The 21,517-nt window shown below is 31.0% G+C and carries 19 protein-coding genes; 10 read left to right on the forward strand and 9 right to left on the reverse strand.

The genetic code is table 11. The features are described 5' to 3' along the window. The first annotated feature begins 88 nt into the window (after window positions 1–88). Genes AAH949_RS00430 through AAH949_RS00445 form a run of 4 tightly spaced genes read left to right on the forward strand, consistent with a single transcriptional unit; the run spans window position 89 to window position 3,314 of the window. Window positions 89–1,528, forward strand: coding sequence for an acetyl-CoA carboxylase subunit A (locus AAH949_RS00430; protein ID WP_134238254.1), 1,440 nt, complete (start codon window positions 89–91; stop codon window positions 1,526–1,528). Beyond that, entirely contained in the window at window positions 1,528–1,788 is a 261-nt protein-coding gene (locus tag AAH949_RS00435; RefSeq protein ID WP_348518647.1) for a hypothetical protein, read from the forward strand. The genes AAH949_RS00430 and AAH949_RS00435 overlap by 1 nt, the downstream gene beginning before the upstream one ends. Then, window positions 1,788–2,507: an arginyltransferase gene (locus AAH949_RS00440; RefSeq protein WP_348519163.1), complete on the forward strand. Its 720-nt coding sequence runs from the start codon at window positions 1,788–1,790 to the stop codon at window positions 2,505–2,507. The genes AAH949_RS00435 and AAH949_RS00440 overlap by 1 nt, the downstream gene beginning before the upstream one ends. A gap of 3 nt (window positions 2,508–2,510) precedes the next feature. After that, entirely contained in the window at window positions 2,511–3,314 is an 804-nt protein-coding gene (locus AAH949_RS00445) for an adenylosuccinate lyase (protein ID WP_134238256.1), read from the forward strand. On the opposite strand, the gene AAH949_RS00450 is transcribed toward AAH949_RS00445, so the two are convergent. Beyond that, a complete protein-coding gene (locus tag AAH949_RS00450) occupies window positions 3,311–3,940 on the reverse strand; it encodes a protein-L-isoaspartate(D-aspartate) O-methyltransferase (RefSeq protein ID WP_348518648.1) in 630 nt (209 codons plus the stop codon). The genes AAH949_RS00445 and AAH949_RS00450 overlap by 4 nt on opposite strands. A gap of 95 nt (window positions 3,941–4,035) precedes the next feature. On the opposite strand from AAH949_RS00450, the gene AAH949_RS00455 reads away from it, so the two are divergent. Further along, window positions 4,036–4,584, forward strand: coding sequence for a gamma carbonic anhydrase family protein (locus AAH949_RS00455; protein ID WP_134238258.1), 549 nt, complete (start codon window positions 4,036–4,038; stop codon window positions 4,582–4,584). Between the two features lie 163 nt (window positions 4,585–4,747). On the opposite strand, the gene AAH949_RS00460 is transcribed toward AAH949_RS00455, so the two are convergent. The 7 genes from AAH949_RS00460 to AAH949_RS00490 all read right to left on the reverse strand — a co-directional run bounded on the left by AAH949_RS00460 (window position 4,748) and on the right by AAH949_RS00490 (window position 9,925). Continuing rightward, window positions 4,748–6,118, reverse strand: coding sequence for a nicotinate phosphoribosyltransferase (locus AAH949_RS00460; protein ID WP_348519164.1), 1,371 nt, complete (start codon window positions 6,116–6,118; stop codon window positions 4,748–4,750). A gap of 38 nt (window positions 6,119–6,156) precedes the next feature. Beyond that, a complete protein-coding gene (locus tag AAH949_RS00465) occupies window positions 6,157–7,179 on the reverse strand; it encodes a ribonucleotide-diphosphate reductase subunit beta (RefSeq protein WP_134238259.1) in 1,023 nt (340 codons plus the stop codon). Continuing rightward, window positions 7,172–7,591, reverse strand: coding sequence for an RDD family protein (locus AAH949_RS00470; protein ID WP_348518649.1), 420 nt, complete (start codon window positions 7,589–7,591; stop codon window positions 7,172–7,174). The genes AAH949_RS00465 and AAH949_RS00470 overlap by 8 nt, the downstream gene beginning before the upstream one ends. Further along, the gene (pyrE, locus tag AAH949_RS00475) at window positions 7,592–8,200 is read right to left on the reverse strand and encodes an orotate phosphoribosyltransferase (RefSeq protein ID WP_134238261.1); all 609 of its coding nucleotides are present in this window, start codon (window positions 8,198–8,200) and stop codon (window positions 7,592–7,594) included. Window positions 8,201–8,202: 2 nt separating this feature from the next. Further along, window positions 8,203–8,760 (reverse strand): ribosome recycling factor, encoded by a 558-nt coding sequence (frr, locus tag AAH949_RS00480; protein ID WP_134238262.1) that lies wholly within the window; start codon window positions 8,758–8,760, stop codon window positions 8,203–8,205. Between the two features lie 9 nt (window positions 8,761–8,769). Beyond that, window positions 8,770–9,132, reverse strand: a complete 363-nt coding sequence (gene secG / locus AAH949_RS00485; RefSeq protein ID WP_134238263.1) for a preprotein translocase subunit SecG — start codon at window positions 9,130–9,132, stop codon at window positions 8,770–8,772. A 100-nt stretch (window positions 9,133–9,232) separates the two neighbouring features. After that, a complete protein-coding gene (locus AAH949_RS00490; protein WP_134238264.1) occupies window positions 9,233–9,925 on the reverse strand; it encodes a Bax inhibitor-1/YccA family protein in 693 nt (230 codons plus the stop codon). Window positions 9,926–10,062: 137 nt separating this feature from the next. Between AAH949_RS00490 and AAH949_RS00495 the strand changes: the two genes are divergently transcribed. The 3 genes from AAH949_RS00495 to AAH949_RS00505 are packed head-to-tail and all read left to right on the forward strand — an operon-like array spanning window position 10,063 to window position 13,452. Then, on the forward strand, window positions 10,063–10,695 hold the full coding sequence (locus tag AAH949_RS00495; protein WP_348518650.1) for a carbonic anhydrase: 633 nt from the start codon (window positions 10,063–10,065) through the stop codon (window positions 10,693–10,695). Then, a complete protein-coding gene (locus tag AAH949_RS00500) occupies window positions 10,692–12,566 on the forward strand; it encodes a mechanosensitive ion channel family protein (RefSeq protein WP_348518651.1) in 1,875 nt (624 codons plus the stop codon). The genes AAH949_RS00495 and AAH949_RS00500 overlap by 4 nt, the downstream gene beginning before the upstream one ends. Before the next feature lie 10 nt (window positions 12,567–12,576). Beyond that, complete coding sequence (locus AAH949_RS00505; protein WP_348518652.1) at window positions 12,577–13,452, forward strand: fumarylacetoacetate hydrolase family protein; 876 nt, start codon at window positions 12,577–12,579, stop codon at window positions 13,450–13,452. 20 nt (window positions 13,453–13,472) lie between these two features. Here the strand turns inward: AAH949_RS00505 and AAH949_RS00510 are convergent, their stop codons facing one another. Next, window positions 13,473–13,829, reverse strand: a complete 357-nt coding sequence (locus tag AAH949_RS00510; protein WP_134238268.1) for a hypothetical protein — start codon at window positions 13,827–13,829, stop codon at window positions 13,473–13,475. Window positions 13,830–13,967: 138 nt separating this feature from the next. On the opposite strand from AAH949_RS00510, the gene AAH949_RS00515 reads away from it, so the two are divergent. Continuing rightward, a complete protein-coding gene (locus tag AAH949_RS00515) occupies window positions 13,968–19,244 on the forward strand; it encodes an MG2 domain-containing protein (protein ID WP_348518653.1) in 5,277 nt (1,758 codons plus the stop codon). A gap of 5 nt (window positions 19,245–19,249) precedes the next feature. Continuing rightward, window positions 19,250–21,475, forward strand: a complete 2,226-nt coding sequence (pbpC, locus tag AAH949_RS00520) for a penicillin-binding protein 1C (RefSeq protein ID WP_348519165.1) — start codon at window positions 19,250–19,252, stop codon at window positions 21,473–21,475. Window positions 21,476–21,517 lie beyond the last annotated feature (42 nt).

The following is a 21,517-nucleotide window of genomic DNA, read 5'->3' on the forward strand; positions in this document are numbered from 1 at the left end:
AATAAATTTTTGGCTTTTAATATTTTAAATTAGCTTTTAAAGTATTTTGTTTATAATTTAAATTTTTAATGCTTTAAAAGGTTTTATCATGATACACAAAATTTTAATTGCCAATCGTGCTGAAATAGCCGTTAGAGTAATTCGTGCTTGTAGGGACTTGCATATTAAGAGTGTAGCGGTTTTTACTGAACCTGATCGTGAATGCTTACATGTAAAAATTGCTGATGAGGCTTATCGTATAGGTACAGATGCCATAAGAGGGTATTTAGATGTTGCAAGGATAATAGAAATTGCTAAGGCTTGTGGGGCTGATGCTATACATCCAGGTTATGGATTTTTAAGTGAAAATTATGAATTTGCCAAAGCTTGTGAAGATGCAGGGATTATTTTCATAGGTCCAAGGTCTGAAGTTATACATAAAATGGGAAATAAAAATATTGCAAGAAATTTAATGGCAAAAAATGGAATTCCAATTGTTCCAGGTACTGAAAAGTTGAATGATTATTCTATGGATGAAATTAAAACTTTTGCAGAAAAAATAGGCTATCCTATTATTTTAAAAGCCAGCGGTGGTGGCGGGGGTCGTGGAATTCGTGTTGTTCATGATGAAAGTGAGATAGAAAAATCTTTTGAAGCTTGTAAAAGAGAGGCTTTGACTTATTTTAATAATGATGAAGTTTTTATGGAAAAATATGTGGTAAATCCTCGCCATATCGAGTTTCAAATCTTGGGCGATAATTATGGTAATATTATCCATCTTTGCGAAAGGGATTGTTCTATCCAACGCCGCCATCAAAAAGTCATTGAAATCGCTCCTTGTCCTGGGATTTCTGATAATTTACGAAAAACTATGGGTGTAACCGCAGTTGCCGCTGCAAAGGCAGTAGGATACACTAATGCTGGAACTATAGAGTTTTTGCTTGATGATTATAACCGTTTTTATTTTATGGAGATGAATACAAGAATTCAAGTCGAGCACCCAGTGACAGAAGAGATCACGGGTGTTGATTTAATCGTGCGTCAAATTCGTATTGCAGGTGGGGAAATTTTAGATTTAGAGCAAAGCGATATTAAACCTAGAGGTTTTGCAATTGAGGCAAGAATTACAGCTGAAAATGTATGGAAAAATTTCATTCCAAGTCCGGGTAAAATCGGAGAGTATTATCCAGCTCTAGGTCCTTCTGTAAGGGTCGATAGTCATATTTATAAAGATTATACCGTGCCTCCTTTTTATGATTCTATGCTTGCAAAACTTATTATCAAAGCTACAAGTTATGATTTGGCGGTAAATAAACTAGAACGCGCTTTGAAAGAATTTGTCATTGATGATATAAGAACAACCATTCCGTTTTTAATTGCCATTACTAAAACGCGTGAATTTCGTCGTGGTTATTTTGACACTTCTTTTATCGAAACGCATATGCAAGAATTGCTAGAAAACACTGAAGATCGTCATCAAGAAAATAAAGAAGAAGTTATTGCTGCGATTGCGGCGACGCTTAAAAAAATTAGAGAAAGTAGAAAATAATGGATTTTTTAGACAGTTTAAAAGATATCAAAAAAAGCCTAGAAAAAGAGCAAAAACAGTCTGAAAAACCAAAAAATAAGTCTAGCAAAAGTGGAGTGAGTTTGAAAAATGACTTGACACAATTTGGCGAAATTAAAGCTCAAATTTCGCAAGTTGATAAAGATAAAAAAGAATTTGAAGAAATTTTTTTGAAAGAGGAAAAGCTTATTGATGAATTTGAAAATTTTATCAAAAATTCTGATATCAAAAGAATGAAATGATAGAAGAAATTCCTTTTTGCACCCTAGAAGATGAATGTTCGTATCTAAAAGATACAAAATGCAAAATGGAATACAAATATATCCAAAATTGCTCAGCCTTACTAAATCAAGAACTGATTTTTAGAGGCTGGAGGCGTTTTGGAAAGTATTTTTTAAGACCAATTTGTGATGGTTGTAAAGAGTGTTTAAGTCTTAGAATTGATGCTTTAAATTTTCATTTTAGTAAGCAATATCGCCGAATTTTAAATAAAAACGCCAATACAAAAATTATATTAAAATCCCCATATATTTCAAATGAGCATTTATTTTTATATGATAAATATCATAAATTTATGCAGCAAAAACGCGAATGGAAGGCTAGTGAATTAAGCTATAGACAGTATTATAATCTTTATGTAGATGGTGCTTATGAATTTGGCGGTGAGCTTGATTTTTATGTAGATGGAAAATTGGTTTGTGTTGATTTTATTGATATTTTAAAAGATGGAATTTCGAGTATTTATTGTTTTTATGATCCTGATTTTTCTCATTTGTCTTTGGGTAAATTTTCTTTACTTAGCGAGATTAAAATTGCACAAAATTTAAATCTTAAATATATTTATTTAGGATATTATGTAAAAAATTGTCAATCTTTAATGTATAAAGCCGATTATACACCTAATGAAATTTTAAGAGAAACAAGCACTTTAAATGAAAATGCTTTTTTATGGGAGAAATAAGCAATGCAAGTAATTCAAACTTTACAAAGCATTCATGTTAATACTGATGATGTGGCAATTTTTGATTATTTTAAGGCTTTGATAAAAAAGAATTTTTCTAAGGTTATAGGCAAAAAAAATAAGATTTTTTCTTTTTTCGAGGAGAGTGAAATTCCTCAACGCAGATATTTTTTAAAATTGCTTAATACTCAATATAAAAAAATTTCTGGAGAAGATATAGAAAATATTAATTTTGCGCACCAAAAAACTTTTAGGCTCAATTTCCAACAAGAAAATACCTTAAAGCCTGTTATTTTTATTAAAGTCGATTTTGATGGGGGTTTGATTTTTAAATTTGATACCAATGAGAGATTGTTTGTGGCTTATATTAAACAATATTTTAAAAATCATCATTGTGAGTATGATGAAAATTTAAAAATTTTAACTATTGATTATAAAGATGAAAGCACTTTTTCGCTTTTTGAAATTTTTGCCAATGAAAGTGAGCATTTAAAATACTGCGTGAATTTTAATATTGATGAAGAAAAATATAAAAATTTCAAAAAACAAATTCACAAAAAAGAAGAAGTAAAGTGGAAATTTAATGCTCTAGCTAAGCTTTTTAATAATTATTTCACCACTTTAGAATGCACCCCGCAAAATAATTTAGATGAAATTCGTCAAAAATATCTTATTTTGGTTAAACTTTATCATCCTGATTTTTATCACGGAAAGAGTTCTATAGAAAAAGCTTATGCAAGAGAGAGATTTGAAAAAATTCAAATCGCTTATGATAATCTTAAGGCCCTTTATAAAAACAATACCTAATTTTTACCATCTAATATCGGCACAAACAGGCATTCTTCAAGAGTTTGCTTGTGAGTTTTTCCATCTTTTTTCGTGAATTTTGTGATATATTGACGCCCATTTTCTAATAAGGGTGCAACCAAAATACCATCATCACTTAATTGCTCAAATAAAATTTCAGGAATATAAGTAGCATAAGCAGAAAATAAAATTCTATCATAAGGTGCATAATTTTTCCAGCCATTTTGCCCATCGTCAAAACGCACATTAATGTTTGAAAATCCAAGAGTTCTAAAGGTATTGGCTGCGCTTTTTGCAAGTTTTTCGATGCGTTCTATAGTAAAAACGCGTCTTATAACTTTGCTTAAAATTGCAGCTTGATAGCCACTCCCACAGCCAATTTCTAATACACTATCAGCACCTTTAAATTCAAGCGCCATTGTCATTTTTGCTACAGTTAAAGGAGAGCTTATCCATTGATTAGAAGCAAGTGGTAAAGCATCAAGGCGGTAAGCATGGGCTTTAAGTGGGGAAAAAATTTCGCGTGGTACTGCACAAAAAGCTTTAAAAAGTTCTTCGTTGATAAATACATTTTTAGCAATTTCTTCAGTCATGGTTTGAACGCGTTTTTGTTCAAAAGTGTTCATTTTGTTTATCCTAGTAAAATTTTAAAAATAATTTTAGCTAATAAAATTTGAAAATCGCATTATTTTTGCTATACTCAAAATAAAAAGGATGAGAAATGTTGATGAAATTTAAGGGAAAAACCCCAGAATTAGGAAAAAATGTTTTTGTTGCAGATGGGGCTAAGGTTATTGGTGAAGTTGAAATTGGCGATGAGAGCAGTGTTTGGTTTAACTGTGTTTTAAGAGGCGATGTGAATTTTATCAAAATTGGCAAAAGGACAAATATACAAGATTTAACAACCATCCATGTGTGGCATAGGGAATTTAATATGGATGGAAGTTTGAAAGATGCGGGTTTTCCTACTAGTATAGGTGATGATGTGACTATAGGCCATAATTGCGTGATTCATGCTTGCACGATAGGCTCTCGTGTTCTTGTGGGTATGAATGCGGTTGTAATGGACGCAGCGGTGATTGGCGATGATAGTATAGTAGGAGCGGGTAGCGTGGTGACTAAGGGTAAGAAATTTCCGCCAAAATCACTTATTTTAGGAAATCCTGCCAAAGTTGTGCGCGAATTAAGCGATGAAGAAGTGGAGTTTTTAAAACAGTCGGCTTTAAATTATGTTGAATTTAAAAATGAGTTTTTAAAGGAGCAAGGATAAGTTTTGGACTTATCCTTTTTTTGTGTTTATAGATTTTCATTTTCGAAAAATAAGATTTATCGAAAACCTTGAAAATGAATTATAAATCTCAGGGTCATTTACTGTTTCTGGCAGATCATTTAATCCACGCAGCTTTGGAAAAATATGAAATAAAAATATTGGACTAATTTTTTATCAATTTTTTTTGCAAATTTTTTAAATTTTTTGAAAGTTTGATTTTATATTTTTCTTTGTTGCTAAAATCCAAGAATTTCTCATCCAGCTTTGAAATTTGATCTTTTGTGTATGAGGCAATTTTTTTAATATTGCTTTGTTTGTTAAGAATTTTACCTTCTTTAAAAATGCATTTTAAGAGTTCTTTTCTTTCTAAATTTTCATCAAGTTTGGCTAAATTTTCATCATAAATATAAAGCTCATCGAAAAGCATTTTTTGGCTTTTTTTATCATAAATTCTAAAAAGTTTTTTAAAATGCGGTATGGTTGTTTTTTGTTTATCCTCACTGATCTTAATTTTGGGCGTTATGGTTTCGTTTTCTTCTATAGCTACGAGTTTATAAACACAGCCAAAAGTAGGATCACTTGAAGCAGTAATGAGTCTTTCACCAACTCCAAAAGCATTAATAGGCGCATTGTCTGCAAGAAGTTTTTCTATACTTTTTTCATCTAAGGAATTTGAAGCAATGATTTTGCATTCTTTTAAATCATTTTGATCTAAAATAACTCGAATTTCTTTACTAAGCACTTCTAAATTTCCAGAGTCAATGCGCACTCCACACTGCCTAACTTTAAATTTTTTAAATGCTTTTATAGCATTATTTAAGCCTTGCTTGTAATGATAGGTATCAATAAGCAGAATGGGGTTTTTAGGGTAAAGTTCTAAATAACGACAAAAGGCTTCAAATTCATCGCTAAACATTTGTATCCAAGAATGCGCCATTGTTCCGCTTGTTGTGATATTATAATTTTTTCCTGCAAGCGTGCAAGAACTTGCCACGCAACCTCCTATTATCGCCGCTCTTGCACCTTTGAGTGCTGCTTCGCTTCCATGTGCCCTGCGTGCCCCAAATTCAAGCACAGGTAGATTTTTAGCTGATCTTACAATGCGGTTTGCTTTTGTGGCAATTAAACTTTGATGATTAATACTAAGAAGAAAAAAAGTTTCAAGAAGTTGTGCTTCGATAGCATTGGTTTTAATAATCATCAAAGGTTCATTAGGAAAAATGATTTCGCCTTCTTGCATGGCATAAATTTCGCCGCTAAATTTGAAATTTTCTAAATATTCTAAAAAACTTTCTTTAAAGATATTTTGCGAACGCAAATAGTTTATATCTTCTTTGCTAAAATGTAAATTTGAGATAAAATCAAGTATATCATCAAGTCCAGCAAATATAGCAAAAGAACCGTGATCTGGAATTTTTCTAAAAAATATATCAAAATAACAAATTTTATTTTCAAGTCCATTAAGATAATAGCCTTGCATCATGGTTAATTCGTAGAAATCGCAAAGCAAAGCAAGATTTGGCTTTGCTTGCATGAGAGAATTTTGTGCCATAAATTTAATTTCCCAAGATTTTAAAAATCATCAAAACTTATGCTACCTTTAGAATAATTAGTAACCTTACTTTCAAAGAAATTGCTTTTTTGGTCGTTAAATTTGGAAAAATCATCTACCCATTTGATAGGATGTTTTGCGTTGTAAATTTTGTCAAGGTTGATAGCAATAAGTCTTTGATCTACAAGATAATGGATATATTCTTCTATAATATCATCTGTAAAGCCCATGATTTGATTTTGAGTGATGTATTTGCCCCATTTAATTTCTAAATCGCCCGCTTTTTTAAACATATCATAAATTTTATTTATATTTTTATCATTAAATAAATCGGGTCTTTCTTTGCGAACAGAATTAATCATATTTTGAAAAAGCAAAAGATGGGTGATTTCATCTCTTTGGATAAAACGAATCATTTGTGCAGAACCTAGCATTTTACCTGCTCTTGCAAGCGCATAAATTGCGGTAAATCCACTGTAAAAATAAACACCCTCTAAAATTTGATTTGCTACCATAGCCAAAAGAAGTTTATTATCATCCACATCGCCGGCTAATTCCTCATAAATGCTTGAAATAAAATCATTTTTTTCACGCAAAGTTTCGTCGTATTTTTCCATTTCATAGATTAAATCTGTATTATCACAAATCGCTTCAACCATTACTGCATAAGACTTTGAGTGATTTGCTTCTTCATAAGCTTGGCGTGCTAAAACCGCATTGATTTCAGGCGCAGTGATGTAAGGATTGATGTTATCGGCTAAATTATTGGTTTGAAAACTATCCATAGAAATGAGTTGTGACCATACAAGATCATACATTCTTTTTTCAGCACTTGTAAGATTACAACGATAATCTAGTGCGTCTTTAGTAGTATCTACTTCTTTTGGAAACCAAGTGTTTGCTTCCATAATATCCCAAAGTTTTAAAGCCCAAGTGTATTTTGCTTTTGTAAAATTTAAAATTCCGTGCGGATTTCCACTGAAAACCTTGCGTTCTGTTAAAGTTTCATTTGAGTTTGGGTTATAAATTCTTTTTCTATCCATTGTCTTTTGCCTTTACTACAAGATAAGATTTGCTTAATAAATCATGAATTCCCAAGCCGTCTTTGCGTAGGAATGGAAATATTAAACCTATAATAATTGAATAAGTAAAAATAAATACCAAAAATCTTAATAATGCTTGTATAAAACTTACTTTTTTATGATTAATGCTACTAATAAGATACATATCATAAGCTTTGCAACCTGGACTTTGAGCATTTTTTACAAAAAATAAAGTTTGTATAAGTCCAAAGCTGATCCAACAAGCAAAAATAAACCATTCATTTTTTAAAAAAACTTCTTTACCTAAAGAGAAATAACACAAATAAAGCAAGGGAACATAGATCATAAAAATATCTATTAAAAATGCTCTAAATCTCATCCATTTAGTAGCAAGTTTTGCTTTGCTTGACATTTAATTTCCACGACTTCCTGGTTTTATAGCTGTGCTACCTTGCTTGCAAAGCGGACATTGCTCTGCCTCATAGATATCAAATTCAAAATTTCCTAAAACAAAAAGCGGTAAATTATCAGGCAATTTTGCATTGTCTTTTTTTGTTGTGTTGAGATTTTTTACTGCACAAAAACCACGATTTGCTAAAGCTGCAAATCCTACTACAACTCCGCCTAAACTCTCTATGATTTCAGCACTTTCCAAAGCACTTCCACCTGTTGTGATAATATCTTCACAGATAATGAATTTTTCGCCTTTTTTAACTTCAAAGCCACGTCTTAAAGTCATTTGCTTTTCTACTCTTTCGGTAAAAATAAAGCGTTTATTGCAAGCTCTTGCTAGTTCATAACCTGCTAAAATTCCACCCAGTGCGGGGGAGCAAACACTATCAAATTCAACATCATAACTAAAAATAATTTTTGCTAATTCATCACAAAGTTTGCCAGCAAGTTGCGGATTTTCTAATACTTTAGCACTTTGCAAGTAAAACTCAGAATGCTTTCCCGAGCTTAAAAGAAAATGTCCTTGTAAATATGCACCACATTCTTTATAAATTTGTTCTAAATTCATTATCAAACCTTTAGAAGCTCTACTTCTTTATTTTTTACGCTCTCGTCAATTTTTGCAGTATAAGTATCGGTAAGTTTTTGCACATCATCATAAGCTTTTTTGGCTTCATCTTCAGAAATAGCTTTGTCTTTTTCGAGCTTTTTTACTGCATCGTTTGCATCTTTACGAATGTTTCTTATAGAAACTTTTGCTTTTTCTCCCATGGCTTTGGCTTGTTTGACATTTTCTTCTCTTTGCTCTCTAGTCATTGGTGGGAAAAATAATTTCACGCTTTCGCCATCATTATTTGGATTTACACCTATATTTGCTGCTGCGATAGCGCTTTCTATTGTTTTTAACATAGGTTTTTCCCAAGGAGTAATGCTAATGGTTGAAGCATCGCTTGCAAGTACCGTTGCGACTTGATTTAGAGGAGTTTGAGTGCCATAATAATCAACGCTGATATGATCAAGTATATGGATATTAACTTTGCCGGTGCGTAGTGTGGTAAAGTCTTTTTTTAAAGCTTCTAGACTTTTTTCATTTTGGGTTTTTTGTTTGTTTAAAATTTCGCTTAGCATATTTTTCCTTTAATTTGTAGTATTGTTTTGATCGGTATTTTGCATAGGTATGCTTGGTGCCATAGGAATTGCTGGAGCCGATGGAACATTAGTGGAGTTGTTTTCGTTTGAAGGAATCTGAATTTGTTCTGCAAGTGAAGACTTGGAATTTTGATTATATAAATATCCTAAAGCTATGGTATTTGCTATTAGAGCCACGCCCATTATAAAGGTAAATTTAGCTAAAAATCCCGCAGGTCCTTTGGCGCCAAATAAACTTTCATTACTTCCACTATATGCTCCAAGTCCTATGCTTGAACTTTTTTGTAGTAAAACTGCTATACAGATAACAACAACAAGGGTAAATTGAACAATAAGTAATAGAGTAATCATAAATTTTCCTTAAAAGAATTTATCAAAGATAAAATTGTAACTTAAAAAGATTGAAAAGAATTTGAAATTTAAAATTTTTGCGGGTAAATTCCCGCAAAAATTATCGATTAACACTTCTTAAAATATTAAGTAAAGATATAAAAAGATTTACAAAATCAAGATAAAGAGCTACAGCTCCTTCAATTGGGGTTTCGTAATTTCCGCGAATGATATTTTGTGTATCATAAAGAATATAAAATGAAAATAAAATCGCAGCAACTGCTGAAATGGCTAAATTTAATAGACCGCTTTGCATAAATATGTTAAGAATCGAAGCTGCAACTACGATTAAAAGTACGATAAATAAAGCTTTTCCCATCATTGTAAAATCTTTTTTAGTATTCATAGCAAAAATACTAAGTCCCGCAAAAGCCACTGTTGTTAAAGCAAAGGCTTGAGCAACGATTACTCCGCCTGCTGGTAAAGCAAGGACTGAGATAAGTAACGGAGTTAGCGTTAAGCCAGAACAAAAAGTAAAAGCAAAAAGCAAAATCAGATTAAGCGGAGCTTCTCTTTTTTTATACATTAATGCAAATAACAAACCAATTTCAACTATAAAAAGTATCCAAAAAGTCGCTTGAGATCTAAAAAAGAATTCTGCTAAAGCATAAATTCCTACATAAGCACCTACAGTTGCGGCTAGAAGTGAGGCAGCAAAAAGCTGGTAAGTTTGCTTAATGAAAACACTTAATTCGCTAGAGCGAATGCTATCAAATTCTCTTGATTTTGAATAATCTCTGTCATAAAGACTCATAATAGAATATCCTCCTAAAATTTAATTTTGTAAATTTACACAAAAAAGTTAAACAAAAAATTAAAAATTCCATTAAATCAAAAAATAACTAAATGCTTGATATAATTACAAGTTTAAACTTTATTCAAGGCTATGGAATGGATAATTTAATTAAAGGTGCTATTAAATTTATGCAAGAAGATTTCAAAGAGCACCAAGAACTTTTTATGAGTTTGAAAAATAAACAAAATCCTCATACTTTATTTATAGGTTGTGCTGATTCTAGGGTTATACCAAATTTAATTACAAATACAGGTCCTGGCGAGCTTTTTGTTGTTAGAAATATCGCAAATATAGTCCCGCCTTATCGCGTGGGCAATGATTATTTGGCCACAACTTCAGCTATAGAATACGCGTTAAGCTCTTTGCATATTAAAAACATTATTGTTTGTGGGCATAGTAATTGCGGCGGTTGTGCTGCACTTTATAATCAAGAAGCTTTAAAAGATGCTCCAAATGTAAAAAAATGGCTTATGATGCTAGAGCCTATAAAAGAAGATGTGTTAAGATTTGCAAGTAATGATCTAGCAATGCGTTCTTGGCTAACTGAAAAGTTAAATATAGTGAATTCTTTACAAAATTTACTCACTTATCCAGGAGTGCAAAAAGCTTTAGATGAGGGTAAGATAGAGCTTCATGCTTGGTATTATATCATAGAGACAGGCGAAATTTATGAATACGATTTTAAGGCAAAAATTTTTGTTTTAATCGAAAATAAAGGAAAAAAATGAAAAAGATTTTTTTGATTTTGGTTGTATTTGTTTGTGTGCTTTTTTCGCAAGAACTTAAATTTTTTGATGCTAATAAAAGTAATGCAAATGAAAAGACAAGTTATTCTTTGGTGGAAAAATATGTTTTAATTAACGAGCAGATTAAAGATTATCAAGAGCAAGAAGATGCCAATGTTAGTCTTTTTTCGGGCGAAATTAAAGTTTTAGAGAAACAAAAACAAAATATTTTAGTTGAAATTCCTTCTGTTATTGTCACACAAAAAACAGATGAAAATGCAGTAAATAATTTTTTAAAAATTAAAAAAAGTATAGAAAATAAGATTAAAAAAAACAAAAACAATCCTAGTGTTTATGTGGATTCTAGTTTAGATTTGATTTATTTAAATTTGGTCGAAAGTTTTTATTCTTCCTTTATAGGATTGGAGCAGCTTTTCAAGGATGCAGCTCAAAGTTCAAGTATAGAAAAAAGCATAGATCAAAGTATTGGTCGTCTTCAAAAAGTTATGGTTTATAATTTTGATGAAATGAAAAGTAAAATTACTGATGAGAGTATTTTAAAAACTTTGGAAGAAAAGGAAGAAAAGCTTAAAGATCGTTCACTTGCTTATCAAGAAATTTTGTCTTATTTAAGAACTAATGCAAGCTTGTTGGAGAGTAATTATTTATTTAGTAAATTAGGTTTGCAAAATTGGATAGATAAAATCAATCAAATTGCAAATTTTGAAAGTATAAATTTAGGAAAAATTGTTATTTCTGCACTCGTGCTTTTGATATTCTTTTCTTTGCGAAAATTTTTCTCTCATATTGTGTATTTTGTGCTTGTAAAATTATTTTATAAGAGTAAAGAAAATTTAAAAGATATTAAGGCAATATTTATAGAACATATACAAAAGCCTGTCGGAATTTTGTTGCTTGTTTATGCTGCAAGTATTTGTTTTACTATAATTTATTATCCTACGCCTGTTTCGATTAAAATTACTAATTTATTTTATATTGCTTATGCAATTTTAATTGCTTGGCTGATCTTGACTGCGCTTGATAGTTACGGTGTGATTTTGGTTTCAAAACTCGCCCAAAAAAGTGGCAAAAAAGAAGTGGTGAATTTAATCATTAAGATTTTATATTTTCTCATTATTGTTGTGGCTTTGCTTTTTGTTTTAGCACAGCTTGGATTTAATGTTTCTGCTCTTGTGGCCTCTTTAGGTATTGGTGGTTTGGCAGTGGCTTTGGCGGCAAAAGATATTATTGCAAATTTCTTTGCTTCGGTTCTTTTGCTATTTGATAATAGTTTTAATCAAGGCGATTGGGTTGAAATTTCAGGCGTTGAAGGAACTATAGTAGAAACTGGACTTAGAAAAACGACCATAAGAACTTTTGATAATTCCTTAGTGTTTTTACCAAATTCAACCATTATGGGAGCCAATATTAAAAATTGGAGCAAAAGACGCATAGGGCGTCATGTGAAAATGTATATAGGGGTAACTTATGGCGCTACTCCTGAACAGCTTGAATCTTGCATTAAAGATTTAAAAGAGCTTTTAAATACTAGTGATTTGGTTGCACATGCAGATGATAGTGCTTTAAAATATGGTGATCATAGGGCAAAATATCGCCAAAATTTAGTTTCAATTAATGATTTAGAAGGCTATAAAAATGCTTGTTATGTGGCTTTGAGTGATTTTGGGGATAATAGCATTAATATAGAATTGTATTTTTATACCAAGGCTATAGATGCGGCTGAATTTAGAGAATCAAAACAAATTTTAATGCTTGAATTTATGAGAATAGTTGAAAAAAATGGTTTGAGTTTTGCTTTTCCAAGTCGTAGTATTTACATCGAAAACTTACCAAAAATTAATTTAAGCAAATAAAGGATGAAAAATGAAATTTGTTAATTTTCTTCTAGAAGATAAGGCGACTTTGGGTGTGTTAAATTCAAATGATGAGGTTGTGGTTTTAAGGGATTTAGGTATTGATGCAAAAGATATGAATGAGTTGATTTTAAATTATGAAAAATTTGCTCCAAAATTACTTGATTTACAAAAACAAAAGGGTATAAAAATTTCAAAAGATCAGTTTTTAGCACCTATCATTCAGCCTTTGCAAGATATTATTTGTTTGGGTATTAATTTTTTAGATCACGCAAAAGAGTCTGCCAAATTTAAAGGCGAACAATTTGAAGAAAGAGAATATCCTGTGTATTTTGGCAAGCGTTGTAATGGCGCGAGTGCTCCTTATGCGGAAATTCCTTTGCATGAAGATGTGACTTCACAACTTGATTATGAATGCGAGCTAGCTTTTGTTTTAAGTAAAGATGCGTATAAGATTAAAGCAAGCGAAGCTGAAGATTATATCTTTGGTTATACTATTATTAATGAAATTTCAGCAAGAGAGCTACAAAAACGACACAAGCAGTTTTATCGCGCTAAAAGTTTAGAAGGAAGTACGGTAATGGGTCCTTATTTGGTGAGCAAAGATGAGATTTCTTATCCACCAAAGCTGAATTTGCAAAGTTTTGTAAATGGCGAACTAAGACAAAATTCAAATACTAAATTTTTTATTTTTGATATCGCTTATGTTTTGGAAGAATTAAGTGCAGGTATGCGTTTAAAGGCAGGGAGTATTATTTCTATGGGAACGCCTAGCGGTGTAGGTATGGGGCTTAATCCGCCTATGTTTTTAAAAGAAGGTGATGAAGTGTGTTGTGCGATAGAAAATATTGGTGAGCTTTGTAATAAAATTAAATCATTTGCCTAGAAGGCAAATGATGAAAATACTTAATATGCTTTTTTGTAACATTGAATTTCTATTTCTCTTGCTACAGGCACTACTTGTGAATTGGTTGGAGTATTCATTGTTGAAGGATAGTAAAGTTTTACTTCTAAAAAATCTCCTACATTTAAGTCTTTAAACATACCTCTTTTATCCATACCAAAAATTCCACAATCATCCATATCAATTTCGGTATTTGGTAAAACTTTTACTGCCATTTGACCGCCATAAATAGAGTCAATTAACAAAGTTTTGTTGTTGTCATAAATTTCTGCAATAGTTCCTTGAAGTTTAACACTATCAGCAAGAAGTGTTGATCCAGCCAAAATAGCTCCAATAGCGAAAACTGCTATTTTTTTCATTTTTTCTCCTTTTTAGAAAGTTTATGATGTAAGTATAAATTTTTTAGGTGAAGTGAATGTGAAATTTGTTACAATGAAATTTGTAAGCAATATTTCTTGATATTGTTATTTTAAAATCATACCATAAAGGCATTTGCGATGTTTAAGAAAATTTTAATGAGCTGTTTTATGCTTTTGTTTTTGTTTGCTTGTTCGGACAATAAATCATTTTCTAACAAAAAACCACCACTTGAACAAGGAGTAAGGGCAAAGAGTGATGGTTTAATTAAGCATTCAGAAGCCATTTTTGTGGAATTTGATAAAGCTATTGTAGATTTTGATGAAATGATTATTGATGGAAAAATCAATTCTAAAGATGAAAAAATTTCACTTCTAAAAACTTCAGATTCAAGTTTTTTGCTGAATTTTAATTCTTTGGAGGCCAATAAAGATTATAAAATAGAATTTAATTATAAAGATATACCTATAGTTTTAAATTTTAAAACAGATTTTATAGAAAATTTTACTTATAAGTCGGAATTTGAGGGCGATGATGAAAAAATTTATTTGGATTTTGTTTATGATTTTGGCTTTAAACATAGTAATTGGGATTTTGAAGATAAAACACAAGAGGGTTTGAAAATTACTTTAGATGGAAAGGAATTGCCATTTAAGAAGCTTGATAAATTTCATTTAATTACTGATAATATTAAGCTTTTGGATAAAACTCGAGAGCTTGTTTTAACTTATGATGAAAAAATTATGGGTTTTAAAGAGTCAAAAATTTTTAAATTTCAAGTTCCTAGCAAACAAAGCAATAGTGATTTTAGACTTATTAGTGCAGAAAAAAAAGAACAAATCATTACTCTAAAATTTTCTAAAGACTTAGATGAAAACCAAAATTTTAAAGAATTTATCCGCATCTTTCCAGATATTAATTTTAAGGCTTATAGCGTTGGAAAAGAGCTTAAAATTTCGGCCAATTTTGCTTTAGGAAAAACCTATGATATAGCGATTTCTAAAGGTTTGAAATCAGTTCAAGGTTTAGTGAATAATGGAGAAAAAACAAGCATTGCTTTCGAAAAAGATTTAGAGCCAAGTTTGAGTTTTGCAAGCAATGGGGTATTTTTAGCCAATAAAGCAGATCATAAAATTTACATCAAATCGCGAAATATTAAAAAAGTAAGTGTTGAAGTATCGCAGATTTTTTCTAATAATTTGGGAGAATATTTGCGCTATAAGGAATTATCAGGTTTAAAACAAGATAATTCCAGACAAATTTGGGAAAGCCCTGATAGTTTTTATTATATAGGCAAACAAGTTTTATCTAAAACAATAGACATACAAAGTCAAAAAAATACTTGGGTAAATACTGAAATTGACTTGAAAGAGTTAAAAAAATTAAGTGGTGTTTTTGCTATCAATGTTTATGTAAAAGATGGTGAGTTTGACTATGAATTTAATCAAAATGATGATAAATATTATGAAATCAGAGAAAAAACTAATATTAAGAAAAATATCATTTTTTCTAGTATTGCCTTAAGTGCTCAAAAATTAAATAATGAATTAATTATCCATGCAAGAGATTTTGGTTCAAATGAATCTTTAAGTGGTGTTAAAATCGAGCTTATAGATAGACGCAATCAAAATATTAAAACTATGGATACAAATTTTGGTGGAGATGCTAAATTTACGCTTAATGATAGCAATGAAATTTTGTATATTTTAGCTAGCAAAGGTGATAATGCAAGTATTTTAAAACTCAACAGTCCTTTGTCTACAGATGGTTATGAAGTTGGAGGTTTGCAAGAAGATGGTGCAATTAAAGCTTTTGTCTATACAGACAGAGGGGTTTATAGACCAGGTGATAGTATTCATTTAAGTGTGGTTGCAAGATCAGATAAGAAACCTATAAAACACCCAATTTATTTGACTTTTTATAATCCAAAAGGACAAAAAATTATTAGCGAAAAAGCTATAAAAAATACCAATGATATTTTTTATGAAAAAATTAATACAGATAAAAATGATATTAATGGAATTTATACAGCAGAGTTTAAAATTGCTGGCACATATTTTACTAAAGATATTTTGCTTCAAAGCGTAGTGCCAAATCGCATTAAAGTTACATTAAATGCCGATGAAAACACTACAAAAGATAGACTAGCTTACGCGCTTAGCGCTGGTTATCTTTTTGGTGCCGCGGGTTCAAATTTAAAATATCAAAATAAAATTTATTTTTCACCTAAAATTTATAGCAATCCAAAATATAAAAATTATATTTTCAAAAATCCTACTTCGCGTTATGCTATGGATTTAAGTAGTGAAAATGAAGGTGTGCTTGATGAAAATGGCAGGGCTAACATTAAAACGAGTCTTCCCAAAGAGCTTCAAAGCGCGCAAGGTTTAAATTACAACGCACGCATTGTGAGTGAAGTTTTTGAAAATGGCGGACGAGCGGTTGGAAGTGTTAAAGATGTAAATATTAATTATTATGATTATTTTGTAGGACTAAAAGCTTTGGATAATGACTATGTAAGCTCTGGTTCTAAAATAGAATTTTGGGTTATTGCGAGCGATCTAGGACATAATTTACTTAGCAATAAAAAAATAAAATATAAAATTTATCACAATAAGTATTCTTGGTGGTGGGATTATGATAATTATAATGAATTTTTGCGTTCCATTAAACAAGATAAATCCACGCAAATTGTTGCCAGTGGAGAGCTTGTGACTCAAAAAGATCCTGTGAAAATAGAATTTGATGCGGCAGATTATTATGGCGAGATGTTTATAGAAATTATTGATGAAGAAAGTGGTGTAAGTGCAGGACAAAATTTTTATGTCAGTGCGTGGGGCGAGCCAAGTCGTGTTGATGTGGTGAGTAATTTAAAAATCAAAAGCGATAAGACAAATTATAAAGTTGGCGAGAATGCAAAAATAGAATTTGAAAGCACTAAAAATGCTAAAGCTTTGATAACTTTGAGTAATAATTCTAAAATTCTCGAACGCTTTATAGTGGATACTAAAGATCAAAGCACCAGTGTTGAATTTAATATGAAAAAAGAATACACCCCAAATGTTTATGTAAGCGTGAGCTTGTTTCAAGATTATGAAAGTTTAGATAATGATCGCGCTTTAAGACTTTTTGGTGTTGTACCTTTAAATGTTATTGATGAGGATACTAAGCTTGATTTAGAAGTCAAGACACCTGAAAAAATCTTGCCAAATAGCGAATTTGAAGTGCAAATTCAAAGCAAAAACCACAAGGCTTATAATTATACTATTGCTATAGTTGATGAGGGGCTTTTGGATTTAACTGATTTTAAGACCCCTGATATTTGGGGATATTTTTACGCTAAAAGAGGATTTAGCTTAAAAACTTACGATACTTATAACCAAATCATTCCTAAATTTACTGGCGGAGATATGCTAGCATCTAATAGGGAACAAAAAAACCGCGATGATAATGCGCAACGCTTTAAGCCTGTTGTGTTTTTTAATGCTCCTGCAAAGAGCGATGATAAAGGCTTTGCGAGCTTAAAATTTAAAATGCCTTCATATATGGGTTCTGTGCGTGTGATGGTGGTTGCAAATTCAAATAACAGTTTTTCTTCAGCCCAAAAAACTATCCAAGTAAGTGCTCCTGTTGTTATGCTTGAAACCTTGCCGAGGACTTTGAAAGTTGGAGATGATTTTACAATTTTAGCGGAGCTTTTTAAAACACAAAAAGAGATTAATGAAGCGAGTTTAAGCGTAAAAAGTAAAAATAAACTTATACATTTACCGCAGTCAAATTTTAAAGTCAATTTTGATGCCAAAACTCAGCAAGAAATCGCCATAGAAGCGAATGTAAGCAAAGATAGTGTTGGAATGGATATTTTGGATTTTGAATTAAAAACGAAAGATTATAGTTTTAAAAATAGCATTGAAATTGATATTAAACCGATCAATCCCTACACTTATGAAAGCCAAAAATTTTTAGTTAGGGCTGGAGAGAGCAAGGAATTTAGCATTGATAAGTCTTATTTAAAGGGCACAAGTACAGCGCTTTTAAAAATTTCTCCTACGCCAATCATTAACTTAGATAAGCGTTTAAAATACTTGATTAATTATCCTTATGGTTGTATAGAACAAACAACTTCAGCGGTTTTGCCACAGCTTTTTATCGATAAATTTAGTACCAATTTTGATAAACAAAAGGCAATTAACAATATCAACGCAGCCATAGAGCGTTATGTGAATTTTCAGACGGCTGATGGCGGTTTTGCTTATTGGCAAGGAGATGAGAAAAGCAGTCTTTGGGGAAGTAATTATGCGGGGATGTTTTTAATTTTAGCTAAAGAAAATGGTTATTTTGTGCCTGATTCCATGTATGAAAGATGGCTAAAATATGAGCAAAATTTTGTCCAAAATAGTGCAAATGCGAATTATGTAATGGATATTAAGGCCAATTCATTATATCTTTTAGCTATGGCAAAAAGACCAAATATCAGCGAGATGAATTTGCTTTATGATAATTTAAATGTCCTTAGCACCGAAGCTAAATGGCAATTAGCCGCGGCATATAAACTTGCAGGAGTTGAAGATATTGCTAAAAAAATAGCGAGTCAAATTTCAACTACGCCAGATTCAAAGTATTCTTATTATACTTATGGCTCGGTGCTTAGAGATAGGGCTATTATCGCAAATGCGTATAGGCAAATTTATGGTAAAAATAATGAAGAATTGCTTCAAAAAATCAGCGATACTTTAGAATCCAAAGATTATCTTTCTACCCAAAGCACAGGTTATGCGCTTTATGCTTTGGCTTTGGGGATAAATTTAGGCAATGCAAGTGAGAATTTTATGGATGCAAATTTAAAATTAAATGAAGAAAATCATATTCTTAATCAAAATCAAATACAAATTTTTTCATTTAAAGATAAAAAAGCAGTGCTAAATGCAAAGAAAGATACCTTTGTAAGTTTTGGTATTGAAGGGGTGAGAATGGATGAAAATACTCCATTTAGCAATAAAATTATCTTAGAACGCACTTTCTATGATGAAAAAGGTGGAGAAATAAGCCCTAGTCAAATCAAATCCGGCCAAACTTTTTATATGAGAATTTCGGCAAGTTTAAGCCAAGAGGCGGGTTTTGTTTCTAATGTTGCTTTAACGCAAATTTTGCCAAGTGGCTGGGAAGTAAGCAATACGATTTTAGATGATAATGCTCCAAGTTTTTTTAAGAATTCTCCGCTTGATTTTATTGATGTTAGAGATGATAAAATTATGTGGTTTTTTAGCTTGAATAAAAACCAAACACGAGCTTTTTTTGTTAAATTAAATGCTGTAACTCCAGGTGCTTATACTTTGAGTGGCGCTTATGCTGAAGCAATGTATGATGATACTTATAAGGCTTTAAGTCAGAGCGAAAAAGTTTTTGTGATTAAATGAGATTTATCAAAATTGCCCTAAAAATCGTTTTATTTTTAGGGCTTTTAATTTTTATTTATGGAGCTTTTGTTTATTTTAGTTTTGATGCTAAGAAATTTTTGCAAACTTTTGAGCAAAGATACAGCAAGGTTTTATATGATAAAAATGAAGAGCTTTTGAGTGTTTTTTTGAATAATGAAGAGCAATGGCATATTAAGGCTAAATTTATTCCAGAGCGTTTAAAAATCGCGGTGATTAATTATGAAGATAAAAATTTTTATTCCCATTATGGAGTGGATTTTTTAGCCCTAATGCGTGCTTTTGTGAGTAATTTTAATTCTGCTCAAAGAAGTGGTGCAAGTACTCTTAGTATGCAAACTATCAAGCTTAATACAAGGGCTAAAAGGACTTATTTTAATAAATTTAATGAAATCATTCAAAGTTTTGCACTTGAGCAAGCTTTTGGCAAAGATGAGATTTTAAGATTTTATCTTAGTAATGCACCTTATGGTGGAAATTTGGTTGGCTTTGAAGCGGCAATTTTGTTTTATTTTAATAAAAGTGCAAAAAACCTTACTTGGTCAGAAGCTGCTTTGCTTGCGATTTTGCCTAATCAACCAGGTCTTATTAATTTAGAAAAAAACAAAACCTTGCTTTTAAATAAACGCAATGCACTTTTAACAAAACTTTATGAAAGAAAATTCATTCCAAAAGATCTTTATGAGCTTTCATTAAAAGAACCTTTGCCAAATTTTAAGCCACGCAAAAATATCGCACCCCATTTAGCCCTAAAACTCTTAGATGAAAATAAAAAAGAACTTATCTCTAGCATAGATAAAAAAATTCAAATGAAATTTGAAGCCAAAGCGAGTGAATTTTCTAAAAGCTTACAGCAAAAAGGAATTTTAAATTTAGGCATTATTTTAGCCGATACAAAAACGCGTAAAGTATTGGCTTATGTTGGCTCACAGGATTTTTATGATATAAAAAATTTGGGGCAGATTAATGCAAATGTAGCAAAACGCAGTGTGGGTTCGATTTTAAAACCTTTTTTATATGCTTTGAGTATGGATGAGGGTTTGATAAGTTCTAAATCTATACTTTTAGATGTCCCAATCTTTTTTTCTAATTTTAATCCCCAAAATGCCAACAAAAAATACTACGGTCTAATACAAGCCGATAAAGCCTTGCAAAAATCTTTAAATGTCCCTTTTGTGTCGCTTTTACAAGATTATGGTTATGAAAAATTTTTTTATAAATTAAGAGCTTTTATTGGTTTTGAAGAAGAAAATTTTCAAAATTATGGTTTGTCTTTTATTTTAGGCACAAAAGAACAAAGTCTTGAAGAGATGACTAAGCTTTATTTGGGCTTGGCAAATTATGGAGAATTAGCGGATTTATCTTTTTTAAGAGATGAAAATTTAAGCAACGTCAAAACCATGTTTTCTAAAGGCAGTGCTTATCTGACTTTAAAAGCCTTAAAACAAGTGCAAAGAGTAGGTTTAGAGAATTTTAACCCCAATAAAATTATTTCTTATAAAACTGGGACAAGTTATGGTAGAAAAGATGCTTGGGCTATGGGTGCAACGCCAAAATACACGCTAGGTGTTTGGGTTGGAAATTTTAGCGGAGAGGCTAATGCAAATTTATATGGAGTGAGCATTGCTGGAGATTTGCTTTTTGAGCTTTTGGGGCTTTTAGACGATGTGGAAGTTGATTTTACGCTGCCAAATGATTTAATCAATATAAAGCTGGATAGTGTTACAAAATATCGTTACGATGAAACTTTAGGCGGAGCTTATATAAATGCACTTTATCCTAAGGATGCTAAAATTTTGCAAACTTCGCCCTATCTTAGAAAAATTTATGAATTTAACGGCAAGGAAGTGGATTCAAAAGATGAAAATTTTAAAGAAGCAAAAGCAGTTGTAAGACTTGATTTGCCTTTGTATGCTTTGAATTTTTTATATCAAGAAAATATCAAATTGCAAAGTAGAAAAAATCTTAAAATTCTTTATCCAAAAAATGATTTAAAAGTAATTTTAGCTAAAGACTTTGATGGAAAAAAAGGACTCGTGATAAGAATAGCGAATTTAAAAAACGAAAAGGTTTTTTGGTATTTAAATCAAAAATTAATTTATGAAGGCAATAAAAATAATCAAATTTTAAATTTAGACAAAGGAAAATATACCCTTTTGATTATAGGTGAAGAATCAGGCGATAATGATGAGATTGAATTTGAAGTTAAATAATATCTAAAATAGCATTACATTGCGAGACAGTTTGATAAAATT

Source organism: Campylobacter sp. CCS1377, assembly GCF_040008265.1.
Classification (GTDB): Bacteria; Campylobacterota; Campylobacteria; order Campylobacterales; family Campylobacteraceae; genus Campylobacter_D.